Source organism: Campylobacter concisus (genome assembly GCF_902460845.1).
Classification (GTDB): Bacteria; Campylobacterota; Campylobacteria; order Campylobacterales; family Campylobacteraceae; genus Campylobacter_A; species Campylobacter_A concisus_X.
Genome location: NZ_CABPVS010000004.1, coordinates 1 through 21,266 on the forward strand (window position 1 = coordinate 1; position 21,266 = coordinate 21,266).

Sequence of the window (21,266 nt, forward strand, 5' to 3'; positions counted from 1 at the left end):
TTTTAAATTCTATAACCTAGTTTGTCTACTTTTTAAATTTTATAAATTAATAAGCTCATCTAATAGATCTTGTAAAGTAATACTTCTTAAACTATTCTCTAAAGCTTCTTGTGCTTTTAGGAAGTGGTTGGTTAAGAGTCCTTCGATCTTGCTACCGAGCGGGCAGGCTTTAGGTGAGTCAGAGTGGATCTTAAAAAGTTTTTCTTTATTATTTACTGCGTTAAAAATTTGAAGGAGGGTTAGGTGTTGGGGGAGTATTGCTGGCTTGAGATGTAGTGTTTGTGGGGCTGGGGTGTTTAGGCATCAAATAGTTATGTCAAGCATATGATGTTCACTAGGCACTATTTCCTCACTATCTGCTATATCGTCCAAATTTTCCTCGTCACTATCTCTTGAATTTTGTTTTTCACTCTCAAACTCACTTGCCTCTTCTTCATTTTTTTGGCGTTCATGTTCCTTTTCAGGGTCTATTTTATAAGACTCCTCCATCGGACGCACCTCTTTGATCTCTTCACTTTGTTGCGAGGCAAGCTCAGCTGCCATTAAAGACTGCATATCAAATCTAGCTTGTTGATTTGCATGCACTTGCGATACTACTGGGGCATTTTGATTTATAAAGTTACTATTTCCTAAAGGTGTTACTGCCATTTTTAGCCTTTATTTATGATGATCGTTTTGTAGTTTGTGTAAGTGACATTTGCGCCGTTTTCACGTTTTAAATTTTCACGCTTAGTATAGTCTACCTCGTATCTGCCAGCTCCCTTTACACTAAATTCCACGCAGAATTTAGCTGCCATTTTTAGCACATCTTCGGGTACCTTGCTCTTATTTGTTTTGATGATAACGTGAGCGCTTGGGGCGTCTTTTAGATGAAGCCAGATGTCATCTTTTTTAGCAAGATCAAGTAAATTTATATTGCCTTTTTCATTTCTACCAACTAAAATTTTAAATTCTCTAACGTAAAAAATTTCAGCATTTTCACTCACATCTTTTACGTGGCGTTCTCTTTGTTTTGCCTTGTTTTTTGGGCTTAAAATTTCAAGCTCATAAAGACTATTCGCTTCTTTTAAGAGGGATTTTAATCCTTCAAAAAACTCAATCTTTTCGCTTAAATTTCTCTTTTCTATCTCCACGCCAAGGGCTTTTGCTCGAAACTTTTTTGATCTTGTGTAAAATTCATTTGCACTATTTTTTGGTGTATCGCTAAGGGTTAATTTTATCTCGTTGCCATCAAAATCTTTCAGGTAAATTTCTCTCTCATAGCCCTTAAAATTTCCCAAATTTGCAAGCAAAAGCGATCCTAAATTCGCAGATTCCTCACTCTTTCTCATTAGCTCATCTTTGTCTTCAAGTGAGTTTAAAATTTCGCTCATATTATCTATCTTTTTTTGTACGCTTGCAAGCTTCGCCTCTTTTAAACTAGCTATCCTTGATTCATTTACTCTAGTCGCTTCGCTCTTAAAAAACACCTCAAAGTCAGTTATGGGCTCGCACGGTTTTTCCTTGATAGTGATAGCTGGAAGCTCTCTTAAAACTTCGCCAGTTTCTATCTTTCGGTAGCTATTATCAATATGTCTTAACGCTTCGATTATTACGTTGTTTTCATCAGTTATCACGGCGTTTGTAAAGCGGCCAGTAAATTCAAAATAGAGGATGAAATTTTCGCTTTTATATGAGCCACTTTGCGTGCAGGTAAATTTTAAAATTCTATTGTCTTTTAGGCACTCGACGCTTTTTATATGTGAGGCGTTAAAGCGCTTTTTTAGCACATTATCAAAAGGCGCTTGATAAATTTTTGCTTCTTTTTGCTCATCGTCTTTATAAATCGCAGAGCTTGATTTATTTAGATCAAAGATGATCTTCTCGCCATTAAATTCGATTAAAATAGCCATATCATTAATGCGTTTTGCTTGGTTTATCTTTGTAAAATTTGATAAATAATTTGCTATTTGAACTAAATGTGCGTACTTCATGTAGGGATTATATCAGAAATGTTGCAAAAATGTTTTAACAAAAGCTTCATCGCTTTTTGTGACAGAATAGTAAAAATCTGTTTTTATGGTCTTGTTTTTAATTTTGAAAATGCTTCATTTGTAATGTTATTGAAATATAAATTTTTCGTAAATTTTTTCATAAAAATTTAAAATATATTTTTATATAATGATAACTATTTTTATAATATTAAATTTTTTTAAGGGATGATAAATGAATAAATTTCGCATTAGTGCGGTGCTTTGTTTTGCTATTTCTGCTTTAAATGCTGCTGATGTAAGCTTAGATGGCATCAGCATTGAAGATAGCGCAGACGATGGCTACAGAGCCACAACGAGTGAGGTGGGTAAGACAAATACGCCAATTCTTGAGATCCCGCAGACGGTAAACGTCGTAACCCAGCAGCAGCTAAAGGATAAAAAGCCGGAGACTCTAGCCGAGAGCCTTCAAAATGTGAGCGGCGTTAGCTACGGAAACACCACGGGTGGCATCTTTGACTCGATCATAAAGAGAGGCTTTGGCGGCGGACGCGACGGCTCGATCATGCGAAATGGCGTACCCACTAGCGTCATGCATAGCTTTAACAAAACCGTAGAAAGCGTCGAAGTGCTAAAAGGCCCGGCTAGTTTGCTCTACGGCGCGCAAGAACCTGGCGGCATCATAAATATGGTCACCAAAAAGCCAAAATACGACTTCTCAAACGAAATTTGGGCGGGTATCGGCAACCGCAACTACTGGAATACAGGCTTTGATACCACAGGACCTATTGCAGAGAGCGGATTTGCGTATAGATTTATATTTGATACGATGCAAAAGGACTACTGGAGAGAGTTTGGCGAATATAAAAATGTTCTCTTTGCACCCTCACTTTCGTATAAAGGCGATGATTACCGCATAAATTTGGCTTATGCGCACACACGCTCGACCGATCCGATCGACCGAGGCATGTATCTCATTCCAAGCACTGGCAAGCTACTGCCGATAGATAAGAAAAGACGCCTTGACGAGCCATTTAATAAACTAAAAACAAAGCTTGACACGCTAGATGTAAATTTTGAGAAAAATCTCGGCGAAAACTGGCTGTTAAAGGGCGCTTATGCATTTTCTCGTTCAAAGCACGAGTACGGACACATCAGGCTAATGAACGTAAATCTAAATAATGGCACGGCAACTAGGCGAAACGAATACTACGACGGATTTATTCACCGCACACATGCTGGATCACTAAATTTAAACGGCTACGTTAAAACTGGCGAGATAGAGCATAACTTGCTATTTGGTATCGACGCAAAGGAGTACTACCGCTATAGACCAGGTGGCCTAAGAGATACGGGCAATCGCCTAAGCATCAACATATATAATCCTATCTATGGAAGAGTAGGGCTACCAACTGCCAGGGAGTCAAGCATCCAGTATCAAAAGCTAAAAACTATCGGATTTTACGCACAAGATAGCATAAATTTAACTGAAAACTTAATCTACTCTTTAGGAACTAGGTATGAATACTACGACCAAGTAGCTCGTGGCACAACTAGTGGACCAAATAGCACAGATCAGCAAGATGGCAAATTTACGTGGCAAACTGGACTTTTATATCTACTAACGCCTCAGTGGTCGGTCTATACCAACTACGCACAAAGTTTCAACCCGCAAATGGCGATCAGCGGCGACGATATTGGCGACATAAAGCCTGAAGAGGGCAAAAGCGTAGAGCTTGGAACTAAATTTCAAAACGATAGTATAACGGCAAGTGCAGCGGTCTTTAACATCAATAAGAAAAACATCATGCGTACCGTAAATAGCGTAAGTACGCCCGTGGGCGAGGCACGCTCTAGAGGATTTGAGTTTGACTTTAACGGCCGCGTGACGCAAGGGCTAAGCGTGGGCGCTAGCTACGCATATACTAAAACCGAGGTGCGCAAGGATAGCGGCGCGTTTGCCGTGCTAGTGGGCAAACCGCTAGAAGCCACGCCGAAACACCAAGCCAGCCTCTTTGCCAACTACGACTTTAGCCACCTAGGCGCAAAAGGCCTAAGGATCGGCGGCGGAGCGAGGTATTTTGGCTCGTGGTACACCTATTACATGAAGACAGATTTATCTGCAGTACCAGCGGGAACGGCATTCAAGATGGATAGTGCAGTTGTTTATGATGCTTTCATCAGCTACGATACCAAGATCGCGGGCTACGAGACGAATTTCTCGTTTAACGTCAAAAACTTGACCGACAAGCTCTACTATACGTCCTCATCGACCGGCACGCAGGCTAATATCATACCGATACAGCCGGGGTATGCGAGGCAGTTTATGCTAACAGCTAGCGTTAAATTCTAAATTTACTAGGCCTTTTGGCTTAGTAAATTTTCTTTAAATTTAGCAATTTTCGTTAAAATCGCCTAAAATTTAAAGGAAATTTATGAAACAAACCATCACAGAAAAAATATTTTCAGATCACGTTGGCAAAGAGGTAAGCGCAGGAGAGATCATCGAGAGCAAGATCGATATGATCATAGGTAACGACATCACGACGCCTATCTCGATCAAGCAGTTTGAGCGAAGTGGCGCTAAAAAGCTAGCTAACCCAGACGGCTTTGCCATCGTGATGGACCACTACATCCCGACAAAGGACATCCTAAGCGCAAATCAAGCCAAAATTTCACGCGAATTTGCCTACAAACACGACCTTAAAAACTACTTCGACGAAAAAGATATGGGCATCGAGCACGCGATTTTGCCTGAAAAAGGGCTAGTCATCCCAGGCGACGTCATCATCGGCGCAGACAGCCACACCTGTACGCACGGCGCTCTTGGAGCGTTTAGCACTGGCATGGGCAGCACCGACCTAGCTTATGCGATGATCACTGGTAAAAACTGGTTTAAAGTGCCTGAGAGCATCAAAGTAGTCTTTAAAGGCAAGCTTGATAAGCACGTCTATGGCAAGGACCTCATCCTTGAGATCATCCGTCAAATAGGCGTTGATGGTGCACTTTACAAGGCACTTGAGTTTAGTGGCGAGGTGATAGAGGGCCTTAGCATGGATGATAGATTTTCAATGTGCAACATGGCGATCGAGGCTGGCGCAAAGAGTGGTATCATCGCGGTTGATGAGATCACAAAAGAGTTTTTAAAAGATAAAAATTTACGTGATAAACCAAAATTTTTCTACTCAGACGAGGGTGCAAAATACGACAAAATTTTAGAGATAGATGTGACTAATCTTGATCCAGTTATCGCATATCCATTTTTGCCAAGCAACGGCAAGAGCGTAAGACAAGCGGTTCGTGACGATTTAGCCATTGATCAAGCATTTATCGGTTCATGCACAAATGGCCGTCTAAGCGACCTACGTATCGCAGCACAAATTTTAAAAGGCAAAAAAGTAGCTCGCAAGACAAGGCTCATAATCACCCCAGCGACGCAAAAGATCGCAAGAGCTGCCGAGAAAGAGGGCTTAATCGACATTTTCATCGAAGCAGGAGCAGTTGTGAGTAACCCAACATGTGGCGCTTGTCTTGGCGGATATATGGGAATTTTAGGTGCAAATGAGCGCTGTATCTCAACAACAAATAGAAATTTCGTAGGCCGTATGGGCGATAGAACGAGTGAAATTTATCTAGCCAACTCAGCAGTTGTAGCAGCCTCAGCCATAGCAGGTAAAATCGCCGATCCAAGGGACTTATAGGCGTTAGCTTTTAAGTATCTTTGAATGAGTTAGAAATTTTCACACTTCGATAAACTAGATGTTTTATCCTGTGTGAAAAGTTTCGTCACAACATCCAAATCTATCTTGGAATCTTGCCACCCGATTTGTTTATATAATTAAATAAATTTTGAAAGCGCCTCGTATCGCGAGTGTTTTTAACGGAGCTAATAAAAATTTAGCTCAATAGACTAAATTGTCTTATCTTTGCTAAATTTTTACGTAGCTTCTGCTTGTAGTTGCGACCGCAAGGGGCACAAAGTCCTTAACCCATCTCACGATACTTTGCCTTACGTTTTTGACAAGATTTGACAAATTTTTATGAAATTTTTATTTCAATATCTAGTTTTATTTGTGAAATATTAAAGAAATTTGAAAGTATTTGTATGGATTAATTTAACCGGTAAATCCCGCTATTTTTTGCAAATTTACCGGCTTTATTAGCGTATTAAAACGCTGTTATAGTTGCCAAAAGACCAAAGATTATGCCTGGAAAGTTTGCGGCAGAAAGTGGATAGTCTTTTTTAGCTTTTAATAGGCCGTAACTTGTCCAGATTGTGCAGTTTAGCGCAGCCGCTAGTGGCTGTATAAAAGGCGTCTTGTTACCGTCAAGGTTACCCATTATTTGTGGGATGTATGAAAAGTACATAACAACTGATAGGCATGTGCCAATCCAGCCTAAAATTTGTAGATTTTTTTCGCTCATTGCTTCTCCTTAAAATAAAAGCGACATTATATCTTTTTAATCGTAGCAAGCAAATGGAAAAATAGCCATGATTTTTACTGCGATTAAGATGGTTTTAGTAAAATTGAGCATTTTAAAAGGATAAAAATGCCAGATATAGTATATGACAAAGCAAAATGGCACTGGGGTGCGAAAGATGCGCCGACTGATATACCGCATGAAAATGGTGCGACACACATTGCATTTTTCTTTCGCTGGTGCATGGAACACAAATTTTATTCAAAGGAATTTGCGGCAGATTTTGCGGACGATATAGCACAGATGGACGAAAATTTTAACTATCGTCAGTATCTTTTTGACGCTATGGACGGCGTACTTGGAAGCGCGGAGCTAAATACTGCTGGTAAAGCCTTTGCAAAAGCTTACTATACTACTGATCGGACAAAATTTGCCAAAATATATGGTTGGTATTTGCAGGATTATACGGATTTTGTTTCGAAAAAATTTGGTGAAAAATACTTTGATAACGCCTATTTTTATATAGAAAACTCACAAGAAAACTATGCCTTGATCAAAGCTATCATTGATCGTCGCTATGAGGAATTTTTAACAATGAAAAGGGCAAAGCAGGCTTAAAATTTTAAAAGTAGCATAAACAAAAATAAGTTTTTATCGCATATTTTTGGTAGATCAAAGCCGCTTTTAGCTAAATTTAGCCTCATAACTTTCTTAAGGGAAAAGATGCAAACTTGCGTGATTTTAGCAGGTGGCAAAAGCTCGCGTATGGGGCAAGATAAGACACTTTTGCCATTTGGTGGTTTTAAGACGCTTACTCATTATGAGGTTGCGAAATTTAGCAAAGCTTTTGACGAAGTTTATGTAAGCTCAAAATTTGAGAAATTTAGCCCGCCACTAAAGCTTATAAAAGATGAAAATAGCAATAACTATTCGCCAATGCTCGCACTTTACTCCATTCTTAAAAATTTTGATCATAGCATTTTTGTGATACCAGCTGATATGCCATTTTTTGATCTTTCTAGCCTTAAAGAGCTTGTTAAATTTAAAGATGAATTTGATATGGTTGTGGCTAGTGATAATGAGCACATTCACTCGCTTTGTGGTTTTTTTAGCCCAGGGCTTGCCACTTTGGCTCATGAGTTTTATTTAAAAAATGAGCATAAAATCGGACTTTTGAGAAAAAGCTGTAAATGCAAAGTCGTAAATTTTAAAGATAGTGAGCAGTTTTTTAATGTAAATTTCCCTGACGAATACGAAATGGCAAAGAAAATCCAAGAAAAGAAGATAGATGATGAGTAAAATTTTATTGTTTTTAAGCCTTAGTCTTAGTTTTTTGATGGCAAGTGGGCTAGATGATTTTAAAAGAGCACAAGAGCTGGAGCAAAGTGGCGACATAAAGGCTGCGATGCAAATTTATAAAGAGCTAGCCAAAAGCTCTTTAAACGAGCAAAGCGTGATACAAAATGTGCAAGAGAGTGAGCCAGCGCCAAGAGAGGCGAAGCTAAAGCAAGCCGATCTTTTAAGAGAAGATAAAAGTGGTAAAAATTTACAAAATGCACTTGGTATCGAGCTTTATAAATTTAACTACCTTTTGCCAGTAACTTATGCTAAAAATGTGCCAGATGATGAGCGAAAAAGCGTTGAAACTAAGTTTCAAATAAGCCTTGCAAAGCCGTTGTTTTATGACCTATTTGGGCTTAGAGAGAGCCTTGTAGCAGCCTACACGCAGACATCTTGGTGGCAGATAACAAGAACTTCAGCGCCATTTCGTGAAACGAACTATCAGCCAGAAATTTTTCTAAATTTTGCTTTGCCAAAATATTTGGATCAAATAGGTGTTAAAAACCTAAAATTTGGACTTTTGCATGAGTCAAATGGACGAGATGGTAGCAATTCAAGAAGCTGGAATAGAGCTTATGTGCAAAGTGATTTTGTTTTTGGCAAGCTTAGCATTTCGCCAAGAGCTTGGATGGTAGTGGGCAATAAGGGCGATAATAAAGATATATTAAAATACATAGGACACGGCGATGTAAGGCTTAGCTACAACCTTAATGATCACATTTTTAGCCTAATGCTAAGAAATAACTTACATTTTGATAAAACAAATAAAGGTGCTGCTGAAATTTCATATATGTTTCCTATCTTCTCAACAGGAGTTTATGGCTATTTGCAGTATTTTACGGGATATGGCGAGAGTTTGATTGATTATAATAGGCATACCGATAAATTTGGTCTTGGTTTTGTTATTTTAAAATAAGCTAAGAATTTTAAGCTTATAAAATGGCTAAATTTAGGCAAATAATTATAAATTTATTCAAATATGTCAAAAAAATTTAATTAATCAAAAAACTTAAAAATATTAGAAAAAATACAAGCAAATTTTGCTAAAATCTTAAGCAAAATCTCAGAGCAAAGGAGTTTTTATGAGCGGAATCTCACTAATTGTCTGTTTTGTTGTAGCCATCATACTTATGATCGTTATGATCTCTAAGCTAAAAGTGCATCCATTTTTGGCACTTATGAGCATTTCTTTGGTTCTTGCGATCGTCGCAGGCATCGATCTGTCCAAGATCCCAGCTATGATAGGTGTCGGCTTTAGTGGCACATTTAAGAGTATCGGTATCGTTATTATCTTTGGAACGATCATCGGTACCGTACTTGAAAAAACGGGAGCTGCTTTAAAGCTAGCTGATATGGTTGTTAAGCTAGTCGGACAAAAGCGTCCAGAGCTTGCTATGCTCATCATGGGCTGGGTTGTTGGCATTCCGGTATTTTGTGATAGCGGATTTGTCGTTTTAAACTCTATTCGCGAGGCACTTTATAAGAAAATTTCAGCAAGCCCAGTCGCTATGTCAGTCGCTCTAAGTGGCGGCCTATACGCATCTCACGTCTTCATCCCGCCAACTCCTGGCCCAATAGCAGCTGCAGGAACACTTGGTCTTGGTGGAAATTTACTCCTTGTTATCATTATGGGAACAGTCGTTTCAGTGCCTGTTTTGATAGCTGTTTATTTCTTTTCAAAGAGTGTTGGCAAAAGCGTGACTATCAGCGACAAAGATGCTGACGCTACTATCACAGCTAGTTACGAAGAGCTTTTAAAGAAATTTGGCACGCTACCTAGCGGATTTTTGAGCCTTGCTCCTATCATCATGCCTATCATTTTTATGGCGATTGGCTCTATTGTCGATGTTTTAGCAAAACAAGGCATGTTTGATAAAACGGCTCTCTTGCCAAAGATACTTTTATTTTTAGGAAACCCTATCATTGCTCTTGCAATCGGCGTGATCTTTTGCGTATTTTTATTAGTAGAAGCCAGAAAGATAAGAGAATTTGACCACATCACGAACGAATCTTTAAAGATCGCTGGACCGATACTCTTTATCACTGCAGCTGGCGGTGTTTTGGGTAATGTCATCACTGAGGCTGGCTTTGTAAATTTCATAAAAGAAAACGCAACCGCCATAAAAGCGATAGGAATTTTCTTCCCATTCATCATCTCGGCCGTACTAAAAACCGCTCAAGGAAGCTCGACCGTGGCTATCATCACGACAGCGTCTATCATGGGTGCGTTTAGTGCCGACAACTCACTCATGCAAACACTTGGCTTTACGAGTGAAATTTCAGCTGCACTTTGTGTCATGGCGATAGCATCTGGTGCGATGTGCGTATCTCACGCAAATGACAGCTACTTCTGGGTTGTGACAAATTTTAGCAAGATGAGCGCAGAACAAGGATATCGCACACAAACAGCTATGACGTTTATAATGGGCATCGTTGGTATAATTAGCGTTTATATCTTATCTTTGGTGCTTTTATGAGAATTTTAGTTGCGATTGATTCATTAAAAGGCTCGCTTAGCTCTCTTGAAGCGGGCCTTGCTGTAAAAGAAGGACTAGAAGAGATTGGCTGCGAGGTCGTTGTCAAGCCTATCGCAGATGGTGGCGAGGGTAGTGTAGAGGCGATGGCTGATGCACTTGGTGCAAAATTTATAGATACGATAGTTAAAAATCCACTTGGAATTGAAATTTTAGCTAGATATGCACTAAAAGATGACCTTGCCATACTTGAGATGTCAAGCGCTTCTGGCCTTACGCTCATAAACCCAGACGAGAGAAATCCACTAAAGACTAGCACATTTGGTTTTGGTCAGATGATAAAAGATGCCATTGCTAAAGGCGCTAGAAAATTTATCATTGGCATCGGCGGAAGTGCGACAAATGACGCTGGTACAGGCATGCTTAGCGCACTTGGCTTTAAATTTTATGATAAAGATGGTGCTTTACTTGAAGGAAAAGGTGAGAATTTAGCCAAAATTTATGAGTTTACAGATGAAGAGGCACTAAAAGAGCTAAAGGAGTGCGAGTTTTTAATCGCCTGCGATGTAGATAATCCTCTTTATGGTATGAATGGAGCTGCTCACGTTTATGCCCCTCAAAAGGGTGCAAATGGCCGTATGGTAAAAGAGCTTGATGATGGGCTAAAACACTTTGCAACTCTTGTAAAGGAAAAGACTAATAGCAAATTTCACACACAAAAAGGCACTGGTGCCGCTGGCGGGCTTGGCTTTGCATTCGTGGCATTTCTAGGAGCGAAACTTCGCCCAGGCATCGAGATCATTACGCAGACTATTGCACTTGAAGATGAGATCAAAAAGGCTGATCTAGTCATCACTGGTGAAGGCCGTATGGACTTTCAAAGCTCAATGGGCAAGACACCAACTGGGGTTGCAAAACTAGCAAAAAAGTATCATAAGCCAGTGATCGCATTTGCTGGAAGCGTGCAAAAATGTGCCAAAGATTGCCACAAAAATGGGATTGATGCCTATTTTTGTATATTAAATGAGCCAGTGAGTCTTGAAGAAGCGATGAGAAAAGATGTCGCGATTAGAAATTTAAAGATGACAGCGGAGCAAGCCGTAAGACTCTTTAAAATAGCAAATAAACTTTGATGTTTAGCAGGTTGGTAAAATTTTACTAGCCCTTAAATTTGATGATTGATTTATAAAAATGGCTATTGTTGGTTTAAGATATAAATTTAAAGGGTTTTATTAATCTCAAATATCAACTAGAGCTTTAAATTTTTATTCCTCAGCCCATATTTATTCTTAAAATTTGCCATCATTTTTTCATTGTATTTACATGAAAGACGTTTTTAAATCCCAACAAATCTCACTACTAGGTGGACTTATCTAAATTTATAAATCATGTATAAGTTTTCTCATAAAGCTTTTTGTTTATTGTGGCTTTTTACACAAGAAGCAAGATCTACTCTCCTGCTAAATCCTCAGCTACCTTTGCGGCAAGCTTTAATTTGTCACTATCAAAGTGAGTATAAATTCTTGAGGTATTTAAGCTTGCATGCCCTAGAGCTTCTTGCACCAAAACAAGGTCTTTTTGCTTTTTGTAAAGCATCGTTGCAAAGGTGTGGCGCAGCATGTGAGCACCATTTTTCTCTTTTCTAATACCAGCTTTAAATAAAATTTGCTCAACTATGCGGCTAACATAAGCCTGCGTAAGTCTCGTGCCTTTTTTATTTATAAAAAGATAGCCTTCTTTGTTTATGTAGTTTATCGCGATTGCGTTTAGATGAGCTTCGATTAGGTGGCGTTTTATCATTACTATGCGGTATTTGTTGCCTTTGCCACGGATCCTGATGATAAAAAGATCGCCATCTTCGGTGATGTCTTTTCGTTTTAAGTTTAGAGCCTCGCTCACACGAATGCCAGTAAAAATTATCGTTTTTATTATGAGCTTATTGCGATTCGAGTTTTGCTTAAAATCGCTCTCCTCGATCGCATCAAGAAATTTTTTGACCTCATCTTCGCCCATAAACTCAGGCAACTTTTGCCCTTTGTTACCACTCACTCCACCCCAGTTTTTTAAATTTATATCAAAAACATGAGCCTTGCCATCCTCTTCGTTTTGTTTGTCTAAAAATGCAAAGAAATTTATCACTGAGATGCGGTAATTTTTCTTACTAGCATCACTTAGTCCGCCGGTTATGCTAGCTAATATTTCACTTAGCAGCTCTTCGTCGATCTGTTTTAGGCTGCTAAGCTCGTAAAATTTCATCGTTTCATATATTTTTTTAAGTGGATTAAAGTAGGTATTTATGCCGGTAAGCCCTGCGTTTCTCGCGCTTTTTACCAAGCCATCAAGCTGGTCTATGTTTTTTATCTCGCGGCTTAGAGCGAAATTTACACTTGCAAGTGCTTTTGGATCCCTAAGCTCTTTATTCGAAAGTGAGCTTAGCTTAAATTTGACATAGCGAGTGAGCCAAAATATAAATGAGTTTTCAAAACTATCTTTACAATCAAGTGGATATTTCAAACCAATAGCCTTAAATTTTTATTTTGAAAAGTATTATATTTGAAATTTTATGAAATCTACTCTTTTTAAAATTCAACTATAAAAGCTTAAGCAAATATCCATTTTCAACGGCTTCAAGCTTATATTTATGCATCTTATCAAGCTCTAAAACCACTCTGAAATATCTATCATGCCAGCCTATGATCACATTTTTAAAATATTCATTTTCAAGTTTTAAGCTCTTAGTTTTAAAGCTTCTTGGCGGCCTTGCAAAGTCAAGCACGATCTTATTTTTCTCATAAGCAAAATGCTTTAAATTTTTAGCTTTTGTAGCGATTTTTAGCTCTTTGCTGTTGGCTAGAAAGCTTATAAAACCTAGAAATTTAACATCTTTTCCATTTTTTACATTATCAACTGGTTTTGTACTAGGCTCAATCTTTATCTCGACTACCTTTTGTTCAGGCTTTATGTTAGTTTCTTTTGCTTTATCTGTGCTAAGATCGATCACTACAACATTTGGAGTTGGCATATCTGAAGTTTTATTTCTATCTTTGTTTGAAATTTTAGTTTCATTTTTTTCTATTATTACAGGAGTGCTTACTTTTTGGCTAGGCATATTTGCCATTGTGACCGAAACATCTAGCTTTTTTGCCACGATTGGTTCTGGATTTTTTACCTTATTTAAAGCAAATTCATCGCTGTAATCGATAGTTTTATTTATATCAGCTAGTCTTTTTTCCTTTATAGTGCCGTCATTTGCTCTATATCTTATGGTGACATCTAGTAAAAGTGCCGCATCGCTTGGAAATTTAAACGAAAGAGAATCAAATCTATCAAATTTTTCTATGATATTTGTTGTCATAACGCTTGTATTTAGCTCGCTAATAGGCATAAATGGGTTCTCTCTAGCAAAGACGCTTATTGCAAATATAGATAAAACTAACCAAAATTTTTTCATCATTCCTACTTTTTATTAAAGTCTGGCTCAAGGCCTTGTAATTCAAAATAATCTTTTTGCAGACGCGCGTTCATTTTTTTTAAAATTTCCACGTCTTCGCTAAGCCTCTCTTTTTTACTTTGAAGGCTTAGCATAACATCAAGCGAGCGTTTGCCAAACATCATATTGCCTACATAAAAAGCAAACATAGCCACACAAATGGTGGCTATGACGTAGCGTAATGTCGGTCTAATGTATTTTAAAATTTTATGAAATATGCCATCAGTGTTGCCATATTCGTCTAAAATTTCGCTCAAATATTATCCCCCAAAAACTCTCCAGCCTCAAGTTCGATCTCGAGCAAACGGTTGTATTTTGCGTTGCGCTCGCTTCTTGAAGTAGCACCTGTCTTTATCTCGCCAGTATTTAGTGCGACTGCAAAGTCAGCGATGAACGCATCTTCGCTCTCGCCGCTTCTGTGACTCATTATGCAGCGATAGCCGTTTCTTTGAGCAAGGCGGACGGTTTGCATAGTTTGAGTGACTGAGCCTATTTGATTTGGCTTAATTAATATTGCATTTGCGATGTTTTTCTCGATGCCCTCGCGTAAAATTTTCTCATTTGTAACGAAAAGATCGTCACCAACTAGCTGCACCTTGCTGCCAAGCCTTTTTGTAAGCTCAGCCCAGCCGCTCCAGTCGTCCTCGCTAAGGCCATCTTCGATAGAGAATATCGGATATTTTTCACAAAGTTTTTCGTAGTAGCTAATGAGTTCATCGCTGCTAAATTTCTTGCCCTCAAGCTCGTATTTGCCATCTTTATAAAGCTCACTTGAAGCTACATCAAGCGCTAGTTTTATCTGGCTGCCTAGCTCATATCCGGCCTCTTTTACAGCTTGTGAGATAAGCTTTAGTGGCTCTTCGTTGTCTTTTAAATTTGGAGCAAAACCACCCTCATCGCCGACAGCGGTGCTGTGGCCAGCTGCGTTTAGGATAGATTTTAGCTTGTGATAAATTTCAGTTGCAGCTCTTAGTGCCTCACTAAATGTGCTAAAGCCAAATGGCATGATCATAAATTCTTGGAAATCAACGCTATTATTTGCGTGTGCACCGCCATTTATGATGTTAAACATCGGCACTGGCAAGATACTAGCGTTTGCACCGCCAAGATAGCGGTAGAGTGGGATATTTAGGCTCTTTGCAGCTGCGCGAGCTACCGCCATAGATACGCCAAGGACTGCGTTTGCGCCTAAATTTGAGTAGTTGTGCGTGCCATCAAGCTCAAGCATCTCTTCATCGACTGCCTTTTGATTGTAAGCATCAAGACCGATTATCGCCTCGGCTATCTTTTCATTTACGTTTGAAACAGCCTTTAAAACGCCCTTGCCAGCATATCTCTCGTCTTTGTCGCGAAGCTCAAGCGCCTCACGCTTGCCGGTGCTTGCGCCGCTTGGTACGATCGCGCTTGCCTCGGTTCCGTCACTTAGTCTAACTGTCGCACGAACTGTTGGGTTGCCTCTGCTGTCTAAAACCTCGTGAGCTTCTACATCTTCAATAAATACCATTATTCATCTCCTGCTTCGTTTGTGTCGTCGTCTTCGTCTTTTGCGCCGCTGCTTATTAGGTGATCGATCCCCATTGAGCCTTTTATCGCCGCTACTATTTCATCAGAAATTTCTGGATGCTCTTTTAGGTAGGCTTTGGCGTTTTCTCTGCCTTGACCTAGTTTTTCGGCCTTGTAGCTAAACCACGCACCTGATTTGTCAATGATGTCGAGTTTTACGCCATAGTCGATGATCTCGCCCTCTTTGCTCACACCCTCGCCAAACATAATGTCAAATTCAGCCACTTTAAATGGAGGCGCGACCTTGTTTTTAACCACTTTTGCTTTTGTCCGGTTGCCGATAGGCTCGTCGTTTTGTTTAAGTGTAGCTATCTTTCTTACGTCTATTCTTACAGATGAGTAAAATTTAAGTGCATTACCGCCAGTTGTAGTCTCTGGCGTGCCATATCCCATCATACCGATCTTCATACGAATTTGGTTGATGAAGATAACAGTTGTTTTCATCTTGCTTAAAATTCCAGTTAGCTTTCTAAGCGCCTGGCTCATAAGTCTAGCTTGCAGACCAACGTGCTGATCGCCCATATCGCCGTCTATCTCGCTCTTTGGAGTAAGTGCGGCGACGCTATCAACTACGATAAGATCGACTGCACCGCTTCTTGCAAGCGTCTCAACGATCTCAAGTGCCTGCTCGCCAAAATCTGGCTGAGAGACGTAAAGGTTGTCGGTATTGACGCCTAAATTTGAAGCGTATTTTACGTCTAGTGCGTGCTCTGCATCGACAAATGCACAAATTCCGCCAGCTTTTTGCGCTTCAGCGATGATGTGAAGCGTGAGCGTTGTCTTACCAGAGCTTTCTGGTCCATAGATCTCTATGATCCTGCCTTTTGGGACACCGCCTATGCCAAGAGCTAGATCAAGCCCTAGCGAGCCAGTCGGTATCGACTCGATCGCCTCAACTTCTTTGTCGCCAAGTCTTAAAAGCGTGCCTTTGCCAAAAGCTTTATCGATCTGCTTTAGTGCAAGCTCGAGCGCCTTTTTCTTGTCCGCTTCGCTCTCCGGGATAGCTATCTTTTTATCACTATCTTTTTCTTTTGCCATTTTTTACCTTATAGTTGAAATTTGGCTTGATTTTATCTAAAAAGAGATGAATTTTACTTGATTTACTCGCAAATTATAATATTTTCGCCAAGCAGTGCAGCGCTATCAATAAGAGCAAAAAGCTGCTCTTTTTCAAACAAAAATCCATAAATTTGATCTTCATTTTTTAGTATCGCAAGCTTAAGCGGCTTTGCAAGTGAGCTTGCGCAAAGCGTGAGAAAGACTTCATCGATATGATTTTGTGAAATTTGGGGTTTGGTTTTGAAATTTCCATCTTTTATAAAAGAGAGAAATTCCTCTTGTGAGGTGGATTTATTAAATTTAAAAATTAGTTTTTCTTTTAAGGCTTCAGCCAAAATTTCATCAAATTTAACTAGGTCGATATGATCTTTTACGCCTAAAATTTTGGCAAAATTTAGCAGATTTTTATCATAACTAGTCACGTTTTTCTCATGCTCGCTTTGCGCCTTTTTAGCCCTATAAATGGCGTAAAACCCAATAGCTATAAATAAAAATGAAAGGGTAAAAACTTCGCTCAAAAACTCACTCATCATTGTCCTTATAAAATGCAAACTTCAGTCTTAAGCTCTACGCCAAATTTCTCTAAAACTCTAGTCTTTGCCAAATTTATAAGGCTAGTGGCGTCCTCAAAGCTTGCGTGGTTAAAATTTATCAAAAAATTTGCGTGCTCTTCGCTAAATTTCGCTCCGCCGATCGCGTATCCCTTTAGTCCAACCGCCTCAAGCAGCGCCCCTGCAAAGTGCCCTTCAGGATTTACAAAGCAGCTGCCAAAGCTAGCTCCTTTTGGTTGATTTGCCCTTTTTGCACTTATAGCTTCAGATATGCCCGCGTCAAAGCCGCTAGAAAGCTTAAATTTAGCTCCCAAAATGGCCTCATCTATGCCGCTATGTCGGTAGCTAAATTTTATCTCATCTTTGCTCACCCAGCCACGAGCCAGACGCACATGTGTGAGGTTATTGCTTATGCTAAATTTAAGCAGTCCAGCGTTCATTTTTATAAGTCCGCCAAGTGTACCAGGGATATTTTTTAAAAACTCTAGGTGAGCTATGTTGTTTTGTTTACAGAAGTTATAAATTTTGGCTGATTTTGTCGCAGCACCTATCTCAAGGTAAATTTTATCGCCTAAGCGTTCTAAATTTATATAGTCAAAACTCTTGCCGAGCATCGCCATTTTGGGAGGATTTGGCGAGATAAGAAGGTTGTTACCTCCGCCTATCATCACAGCGCCTAAAAAGTGAGGCGAGCTTAGATCTTCAAGGCTATTTATCTCGAAAATTTCATGCACACCGCCTATCCTAACTGAGGTAAATTTAGAAAAGTCAACAAGCCTCGTCACTGGATAAATTCCGGTATAAAATCAAGCATGCGAGTGGTAAATTCAACCATCATCGAGATCATCCAAGGCATCAAAAATATGATGACAACGACGACTAACAAGATTTTTGGCACGAAGCTTAGCGTGGTTTCGTTTATCTGCGTGGTCGCTTGAAAAATGGAGATGATAAGACCTGCGATTAGGCCACTTAGCAGCATCGGAAGGCTGATATAAAGGGCGATCTTAAAGGTTTCAACTCCAAGCGAGACAAGCGTACTTTGCATCAGCTAAACCTTACTTCGTTGTATTCAGTTGGAATTAGGTAGTCGTTTACGTCGATTGGCTTTTCAAAAAAGCCTTTATCGTAGCCTATTTGATAGAGCTTATTTAGCGCTTTTAGCTGCGTTTCGTTCATGCTTATTGACTCGTCATTTGCGTATAAATTTAGATACGTTTTAAGCTCATCTTTGCCAACTCTGATGAGGTTTCGCTCCATTAGCATGTGAGATAAAAATGGCTTGTGCGAAGTGGCGATCCTAACGGCCTCGCTAAGCACTCTCTCGCACTCGATCGCGTCGGTTATGGGCAAACTTCGTCTAAGCGCCATGCCACCAAGTGGAAGCGGTAAATTTTCGCCGTTTAGCTCGCTCCAGATGTCCCAGATCTCACGCTCTACGCAGAGCTGATCTGAGAAATTTAAGATACTTTCATGTATGAGCACGCCAGCATCGACCTCGCCGCTAAGCACGGCATTTTCGATCTCTAAGAAGTTTTTGTAAACGATCCTCGCCTCTGGGTAGGCTATGCGAAAGAGTAGGGCATTTGTCGTGTTTTTGCCAGAGAGCGCGACCTTAAAATTTCGCTTTAGTTGCTTGCCTTTTAGCTTGATAAGCTTTGGGCCATAGCCTTTGCCAAAGCTCACTGCGCAGCGTAAAAGCGCATACTCGTCGCAAATTTTTGGATAGAGTGCAAAGCTGATCGCTGTTGCCTCGTAAGTACTTTTTAGCGCTTCCTCGTTTAGCGTTTCTATATCAAGCGCCTTTGATGTGAAGGCTAAATTTTTACTGCTAACCCAGCCAAATTTGACCGCGGCATACATGAAAATATCGTCAGCATCAGGCGAGTGAGCGACGTTTATGTTCTTGAAATTTTGCAAAGACGATCCTTTTTTTGATTACGCCATTTTAATGAAATTTATTTAAAATAAAGTTTTAAGGGCGGTTTTTAAACGATTTTACCAGCTTTGCCTCTTTGAAATTTAGCACGTATTTCACGTCTATAGCGTCTTTAGCACCCTTTCTTCGTGCTAGGATCGTCGAGTAAAACGGATGCTTAAGTTCAAGCATCTTAAGCAGTTTTTTATCGCTATCTTCTTTTTTTATATTTTCAACGATTATTGTCGTTAAAAATTTGCCCTCAATCTCGTAAAATGGCCAGACTATCACGCCAGTATCGTTTGTTTTAAAGTCATTTATTTTAGACTTTTTTGGGATATTTAGCATGGAGATGATCTTTTTATAAGGAATTTTTGTGTTTTGCACCGAGATCACCTTTACAAGCAGGTCCTTTTTGACGCCGAGGCCATTTTGGCTAAAGCGGTAAACTCCGTCTTCAAGGATACCAGCCTTTTCAAAGGCATTAGCGTAGTTTGCGGCGGTGCAAACGGTTAGAAAAAGCGCTAGAAACGTTAAAATTTTTATAAATTTCATCTTTTCTCTTAAAATTTCACTCTCTTTAGCCTATCTGAAGCGAAATTTTTCCTACCAAATTTTGCCTCATCTTTGCCGTTTAGCTCGACTAGATCGCCTGTAAAGCCACAAATGTCATTTTTAACAAGATAACTTCCCACGCCATAAGTATCAACCGGCGTGTTATGAGCTTCAAAATCTTCCATAATCTTAGGACTAAAACCTGAGCTAACAACGATTTTGACGTATTTAAAACCAGCTTTATCAAGCGCCTCTCTTAGGGCAAATATAAGCTCCTTGCAAACGCCATGTGGGTCAAATTTACTCGTATCTTTGCCTTCAAAATACTTATCTATCAAATTTTTACTAGTATCGACTCTAACCGCGCCAAGCCTCTCTTTTAAGGCATTTGCAGCCTTTAATGCGTCTGTAATCACGTCGTTGTTATAATCAACCAATGCCGTGATCTGCTCGTTTTCAAAGGTTTTAGCGTAAATTTGGCAAGCCTTCACCACATCTCCGCCACACATTTGAATGAGTGCGTGAGGCATGGTGCCACCACCTTTTAGCCCTGTAAGCTCGCCCTGAGCATCTGTGGCGACCTTTTTGATGCCGCCGATAAATGAAGCATATCCGTCGCCTGGCTGCGTGCAGATGTCATCTTGCCTGTCTGCCATGCTAAAGACGTCCTTACCATTTGCCGCTTTTATCACGTCTCTAGAGTTTGTCGCCACGCAGCTTCTTCTAGTAAGTGTCGCGTCGATCACGTTTTCTAAAAAGCCAAAATTTTCATACTTGCCGCTTATCTTTAAAACTGGCTCGTTTGCATTTATGATATCGCCATCATCAAGTGCGTAAATTTCAAGCTCGCTTGGGTTTTTGGCAAATTTATTGACTATCGCTAAAACCTCGTCGATACCGCAAAGCACGATATCATCACGCCTTTGGAAAAACTGCATCGTCACGTGCTGATCTGGCAGGTTTTGCTTAATTATCTCATTTACTTTTAGAAAGTATTTCGCCGTGAAATAGCCCTCGCCGATCCTTTGATCTAGCCTAAAAGTCTTATCTGTTAGCCTTTTTATTTTGCCTTGCATCTTTAGCTCAAGTTCGTTCATATTTGTCCTTTTTTTATCGTGATTATAGCATTTTGGTAGAAAAGTAAAAATTATAAAAATATATTTTAAGAATGTATAAGAGTATATTTTATAAAATCTTGAAATTTTACTTTTAAAGGAAAAATATGAAAAAGTTCTTACTTTTAATGGTCGCAATTTTTGCATTTGGCAATGAAAATTTGCTAGTAAGTGCTGGTGGCGGATATAAAAAGATAGTCGAAGCAGTCGCGCAAAATCTCAAAAAAGATGGCGTAAATATCGACACTTCTTTTGCGAACATCACAGCTATCATGGCTCAGGCAAAAGAGGGAAAAACTGACGTGATAGTAGGCGATGAGGACTTTTTAAAAAAATCTGATCTAAAGATCGCTGAGTATGTAAATTTAGGCTCAGGCGCTTTGGTGCTAGCTACCAAAAAAGGTGTAAAAATTGAAAAAGCTGAAGAGCTAAAAGCTCTTTCTAAGATCGCTATGCCAGATGCTGTAAAGACGGTTTATGGCAAAAGGGCGAATGAATTTATGCAAAAAGCGAATTTAAGCAGCGAGCTAAAGGATAAAATTTTAGCAGTTGCTGGTGTGCCACAGGTCGTTACATATATATTAAACGGCGAAGTTGATGCTGGATTCATCAACCAAACTGAACTAAATGCACACAAAGATGAATTTGGTAGTTTTGTCTTGATAGACAAATCGCTTTACGCTCCAGCAAACATCGTGGCTGCGAAGCTTGAAGGATGCGATAAAAAGGCTGATTGTGAGAAATTTTTAACTGAGCTAAAAAGCGAGAGATCAAAAGAAATTTACACTAAATTTGGCATAAGATAAGG

At 39.6% G+C, this 21,266-nt stretch carries 23 protein-coding genes; 8 read left to right on the forward strand and 15 right to left on the reverse strand.

Translation table 11 applies throughout. From position 1 onward, the window contains the following. Positions 1-39 precede the first annotated feature (39 nt). From F3H00_RS10520 to F3H00_RS05290, 3 genes are read right to left on the reverse strand one after another with little or no spacing between them, the layout of a single operon-like run. Positions 40-258 (reverse strand): Rrf2 family transcriptional regulator, encoded by a 219-nt coding sequence (locus F3H00_RS10520; protein WP_222862601.1) that lies wholly within the window; start codon positions 256-258, stop codon positions 40-42. Between the two features lie 45 nt (positions 259-303). Further along, entirely contained in the window at positions 304-648 is a 345-nt protein-coding gene (locus tag F3H00_RS05285; protein WP_148798960.1) for a hypothetical protein, read from the reverse strand. Between the two features lie 2 nt (positions 649-650). Then, positions 651-1,973, reverse strand: coding sequence for an NFACT RNA binding domain-containing protein (locus F3H00_RS05290; protein WP_148798962.1), 1,323 nt, complete (start codon positions 1,971-1,973; stop codon positions 651-653). Positions 1,974-2,205: 232 nt separating this feature from the next. On the opposite strand from F3H00_RS05290, the gene F3H00_RS05295 reads away from it, so the two are divergent. Both F3H00_RS05295 and leuC read left to right on the forward strand, forming a co-directional pair. Then, positions 2,206-4,323, forward strand: coding sequence for a TonB-dependent siderophore receptor (locus F3H00_RS05295; RefSeq protein ID WP_148798964.1), 2,118 nt, complete (start codon positions 2,206-2,208; stop codon positions 4,321-4,323). An 82-nt stretch (positions 4,324-4,405) separates the two neighbouring features. Beyond that, on the forward strand, positions 4,406-5,671 hold the full coding sequence (leuC, locus tag F3H00_RS05300) for a 3-isopropylmalate dehydratase large subunit (protein WP_087581407.1): 1,266 nt from the start codon (positions 4,406-4,408) through the stop codon (positions 5,669-5,671). Between the two features lie 466 nt (positions 5,672-6,137). Here leuC and F3H00_RS05305 read toward each other — a convergent pair whose 3' ends face one another. After that, positions 6,138-6,395, reverse strand: coding sequence for a SemiSWEET family transporter (locus tag F3H00_RS05305; RefSeq protein WP_021091682.1), 258 nt, complete (start codon positions 6,393-6,395; stop codon positions 6,138-6,140). A 126-nt stretch (positions 6,396-6,521) separates the two neighbouring features. On the opposite strand from F3H00_RS05305, the gene F3H00_RS05310 reads away from it, so the two are divergent. The 5 genes from F3H00_RS05310 (at position 6,522) to F3H00_RS05330 (ending at position 11,340) form a co-directional block, all read left to right on the forward strand. Beyond that, positions 6,522-7,010, forward strand: coding sequence for a DUF7832 domain-containing protein (locus tag F3H00_RS05310; RefSeq protein WP_148798966.1), 489 nt, complete (start codon positions 6,522-6,524; stop codon positions 7,008-7,010). A 105-nt stretch (positions 7,011-7,115) separates the two neighbouring features. After that, positions 7,116-7,691: a molybdenum cofactor guanylyltransferase gene (locus F3H00_RS05315; protein ID WP_148798968.1), complete on the forward strand. Its 576-nt coding sequence runs from the start codon at positions 7,116-7,118 to the stop codon at positions 7,689-7,691. Further along, positions 7,681-8,649: a phospholipase A gene (locus tag F3H00_RS05320; protein WP_223155241.1), complete on the forward strand. Its 969-nt coding sequence runs from the start codon at positions 7,681-7,683 to the stop codon at positions 8,647-8,649. Before F3H00_RS05315 ends, F3H00_RS05320 begins: the two co-directional genes overlap by 11 nt. Positions 8,650-8,815: 166 nt before the next feature. Beyond that, complete coding sequence (locus tag F3H00_RS05325; RefSeq protein WP_107770559.1) at positions 8,816-10,210, forward strand: GntP family permease; 1,395 nt, start codon at positions 8,816-8,818, stop codon at positions 10,208-10,210. Continuing rightward, positions 10,207-11,340: a glycerate kinase gene (locus F3H00_RS05330; RefSeq protein WP_148798969.1), complete on the forward strand. Its 1,134-nt coding sequence runs from the start codon at positions 10,207-10,209 to the stop codon at positions 11,338-11,340. The genes F3H00_RS05325 and F3H00_RS05330 overlap by 4 nt, the downstream gene beginning before the upstream one ends. A gap of 316 nt (positions 11,341-11,656) precedes the next feature. On the opposite strand, the gene F3H00_RS05335 is transcribed toward F3H00_RS05330, so the two are convergent. The 11 genes from F3H00_RS05335 to F3H00_RS05385 all read right to left on the reverse strand — a co-directional run bounded on the left by F3H00_RS05335 (position 11,657) and on the right by F3H00_RS05385 (position 20,440). Beyond that, complete coding sequence (locus F3H00_RS05335) at positions 11,657-12,721, reverse strand: tyrosine-type recombinase/integrase (protein WP_148798971.1); 1,065 nt, start codon at positions 12,719-12,721, stop codon at positions 11,657-11,659. A gap of 76 nt (positions 12,722-12,797) precedes the next feature. Next, on the reverse strand, positions 12,798-13,658 hold the full coding sequence (locus tag F3H00_RS05340) for an AMIN domain-containing protein (protein WP_148798973.1): 861 nt from the start codon (positions 13,656-13,658) through the stop codon (positions 12,798-12,800). Between the two features lie 5 nt (positions 13,659-13,663). Beyond that, the gene (locus F3H00_RS10715; RefSeq protein ID WP_180378667.1) at positions 13,664-13,846 is read right to left on the reverse strand and encodes a hypothetical protein; all 183 of its coding nucleotides are present in this window, start codon (positions 13,844-13,846) and stop codon (positions 13,664-13,666) included. A gap of 104 nt (positions 13,847-13,950) precedes the next feature. Continuing rightward, entirely contained in the window at positions 13,951-15,201 is a 1,251-nt protein-coding gene (eno, locus tag F3H00_RS05350) for a phosphopyruvate hydratase (RefSeq protein ID WP_148798975.1), read from the reverse strand. After that, a complete protein-coding gene (recA, locus tag F3H00_RS05355) occupies positions 15,201-16,298 on the reverse strand; it encodes a recombinase RecA (protein WP_021085361.1) in 1,098 nt (365 codons plus the stop codon). The genes eno and recA overlap by 1 nt, the downstream gene beginning before the upstream one ends. A gap of 62 nt (positions 16,299-16,360) precedes the next feature. Beyond that, positions 16,361-16,849: an addiction module antitoxin gene (locus F3H00_RS05360; RefSeq protein ID WP_148798977.1), complete on the reverse strand. Its 489-nt coding sequence runs from the start codon at positions 16,847-16,849 to the stop codon at positions 16,361-16,363. An 8-nt stretch (positions 16,850-16,857) separates the two neighbouring features. Beyond that, positions 16,858-17,655, reverse strand: coding sequence for a UDP-N-acetylmuramate dehydrogenase (locus F3H00_RS05365; protein ID WP_148798979.1), 798 nt, complete (start codon positions 17,653-17,655; stop codon positions 16,858-16,860). After that, positions 17,652-17,921, reverse strand: coding sequence for a flagellar biosynthesis protein FliQ (gene fliQ / locus F3H00_RS05370; RefSeq protein WP_223154231.1), 270 nt, complete (start codon positions 17,919-17,921; stop codon positions 17,652-17,654). The genes F3H00_RS05365 and fliQ overlap by 4 nt, the downstream gene beginning before the upstream one ends. Further along, positions 17,918-18,733: a menaquinone biosynthesis family protein gene (locus F3H00_RS05375; RefSeq protein ID WP_410369057.1), complete on the reverse strand. Its 816-nt coding sequence runs from the start codon at positions 18,731-18,733 to the stop codon at positions 17,918-17,920. Before F3H00_RS05375 ends, fliQ begins: the two co-directional genes overlap by 4 nt. 112 nt (positions 18,734-18,845) lie before the next feature. Beyond that, positions 18,846-19,343, reverse strand: a complete 498-nt coding sequence (locus F3H00_RS05380) for a chemotaxis protein (RefSeq protein WP_148798983.1) — start codon at positions 19,341-19,343, stop codon at positions 18,846-18,848. A gap of 8 nt (positions 19,344-19,351) precedes the next feature. Further along, positions 19,352-20,440 carry a nicotinate phosphoribosyltransferase gene (locus F3H00_RS05385; RefSeq protein ID WP_148798984.1) on the reverse strand — a complete coding sequence of 363 codons (1,089 nt, stop codon included), beginning with the start codon at positions 20,438-20,440 and terminating at the stop codon, positions 19,352-19,354. Positions 20,441-20,565: 125 nt separating this feature from the next. On the opposite strand from F3H00_RS05385, the gene modA reads away from it, so the two are divergent. After that, entirely contained in the window at positions 20,566-21,264 is a 699-nt protein-coding gene (gene modA, locus F3H00_RS05390) for a molybdate ABC transporter substrate-binding protein (RefSeq protein ID WP_148798986.1), read from the forward strand. Positions 21,265-21,266 lie beyond the last annotated feature (2 nt).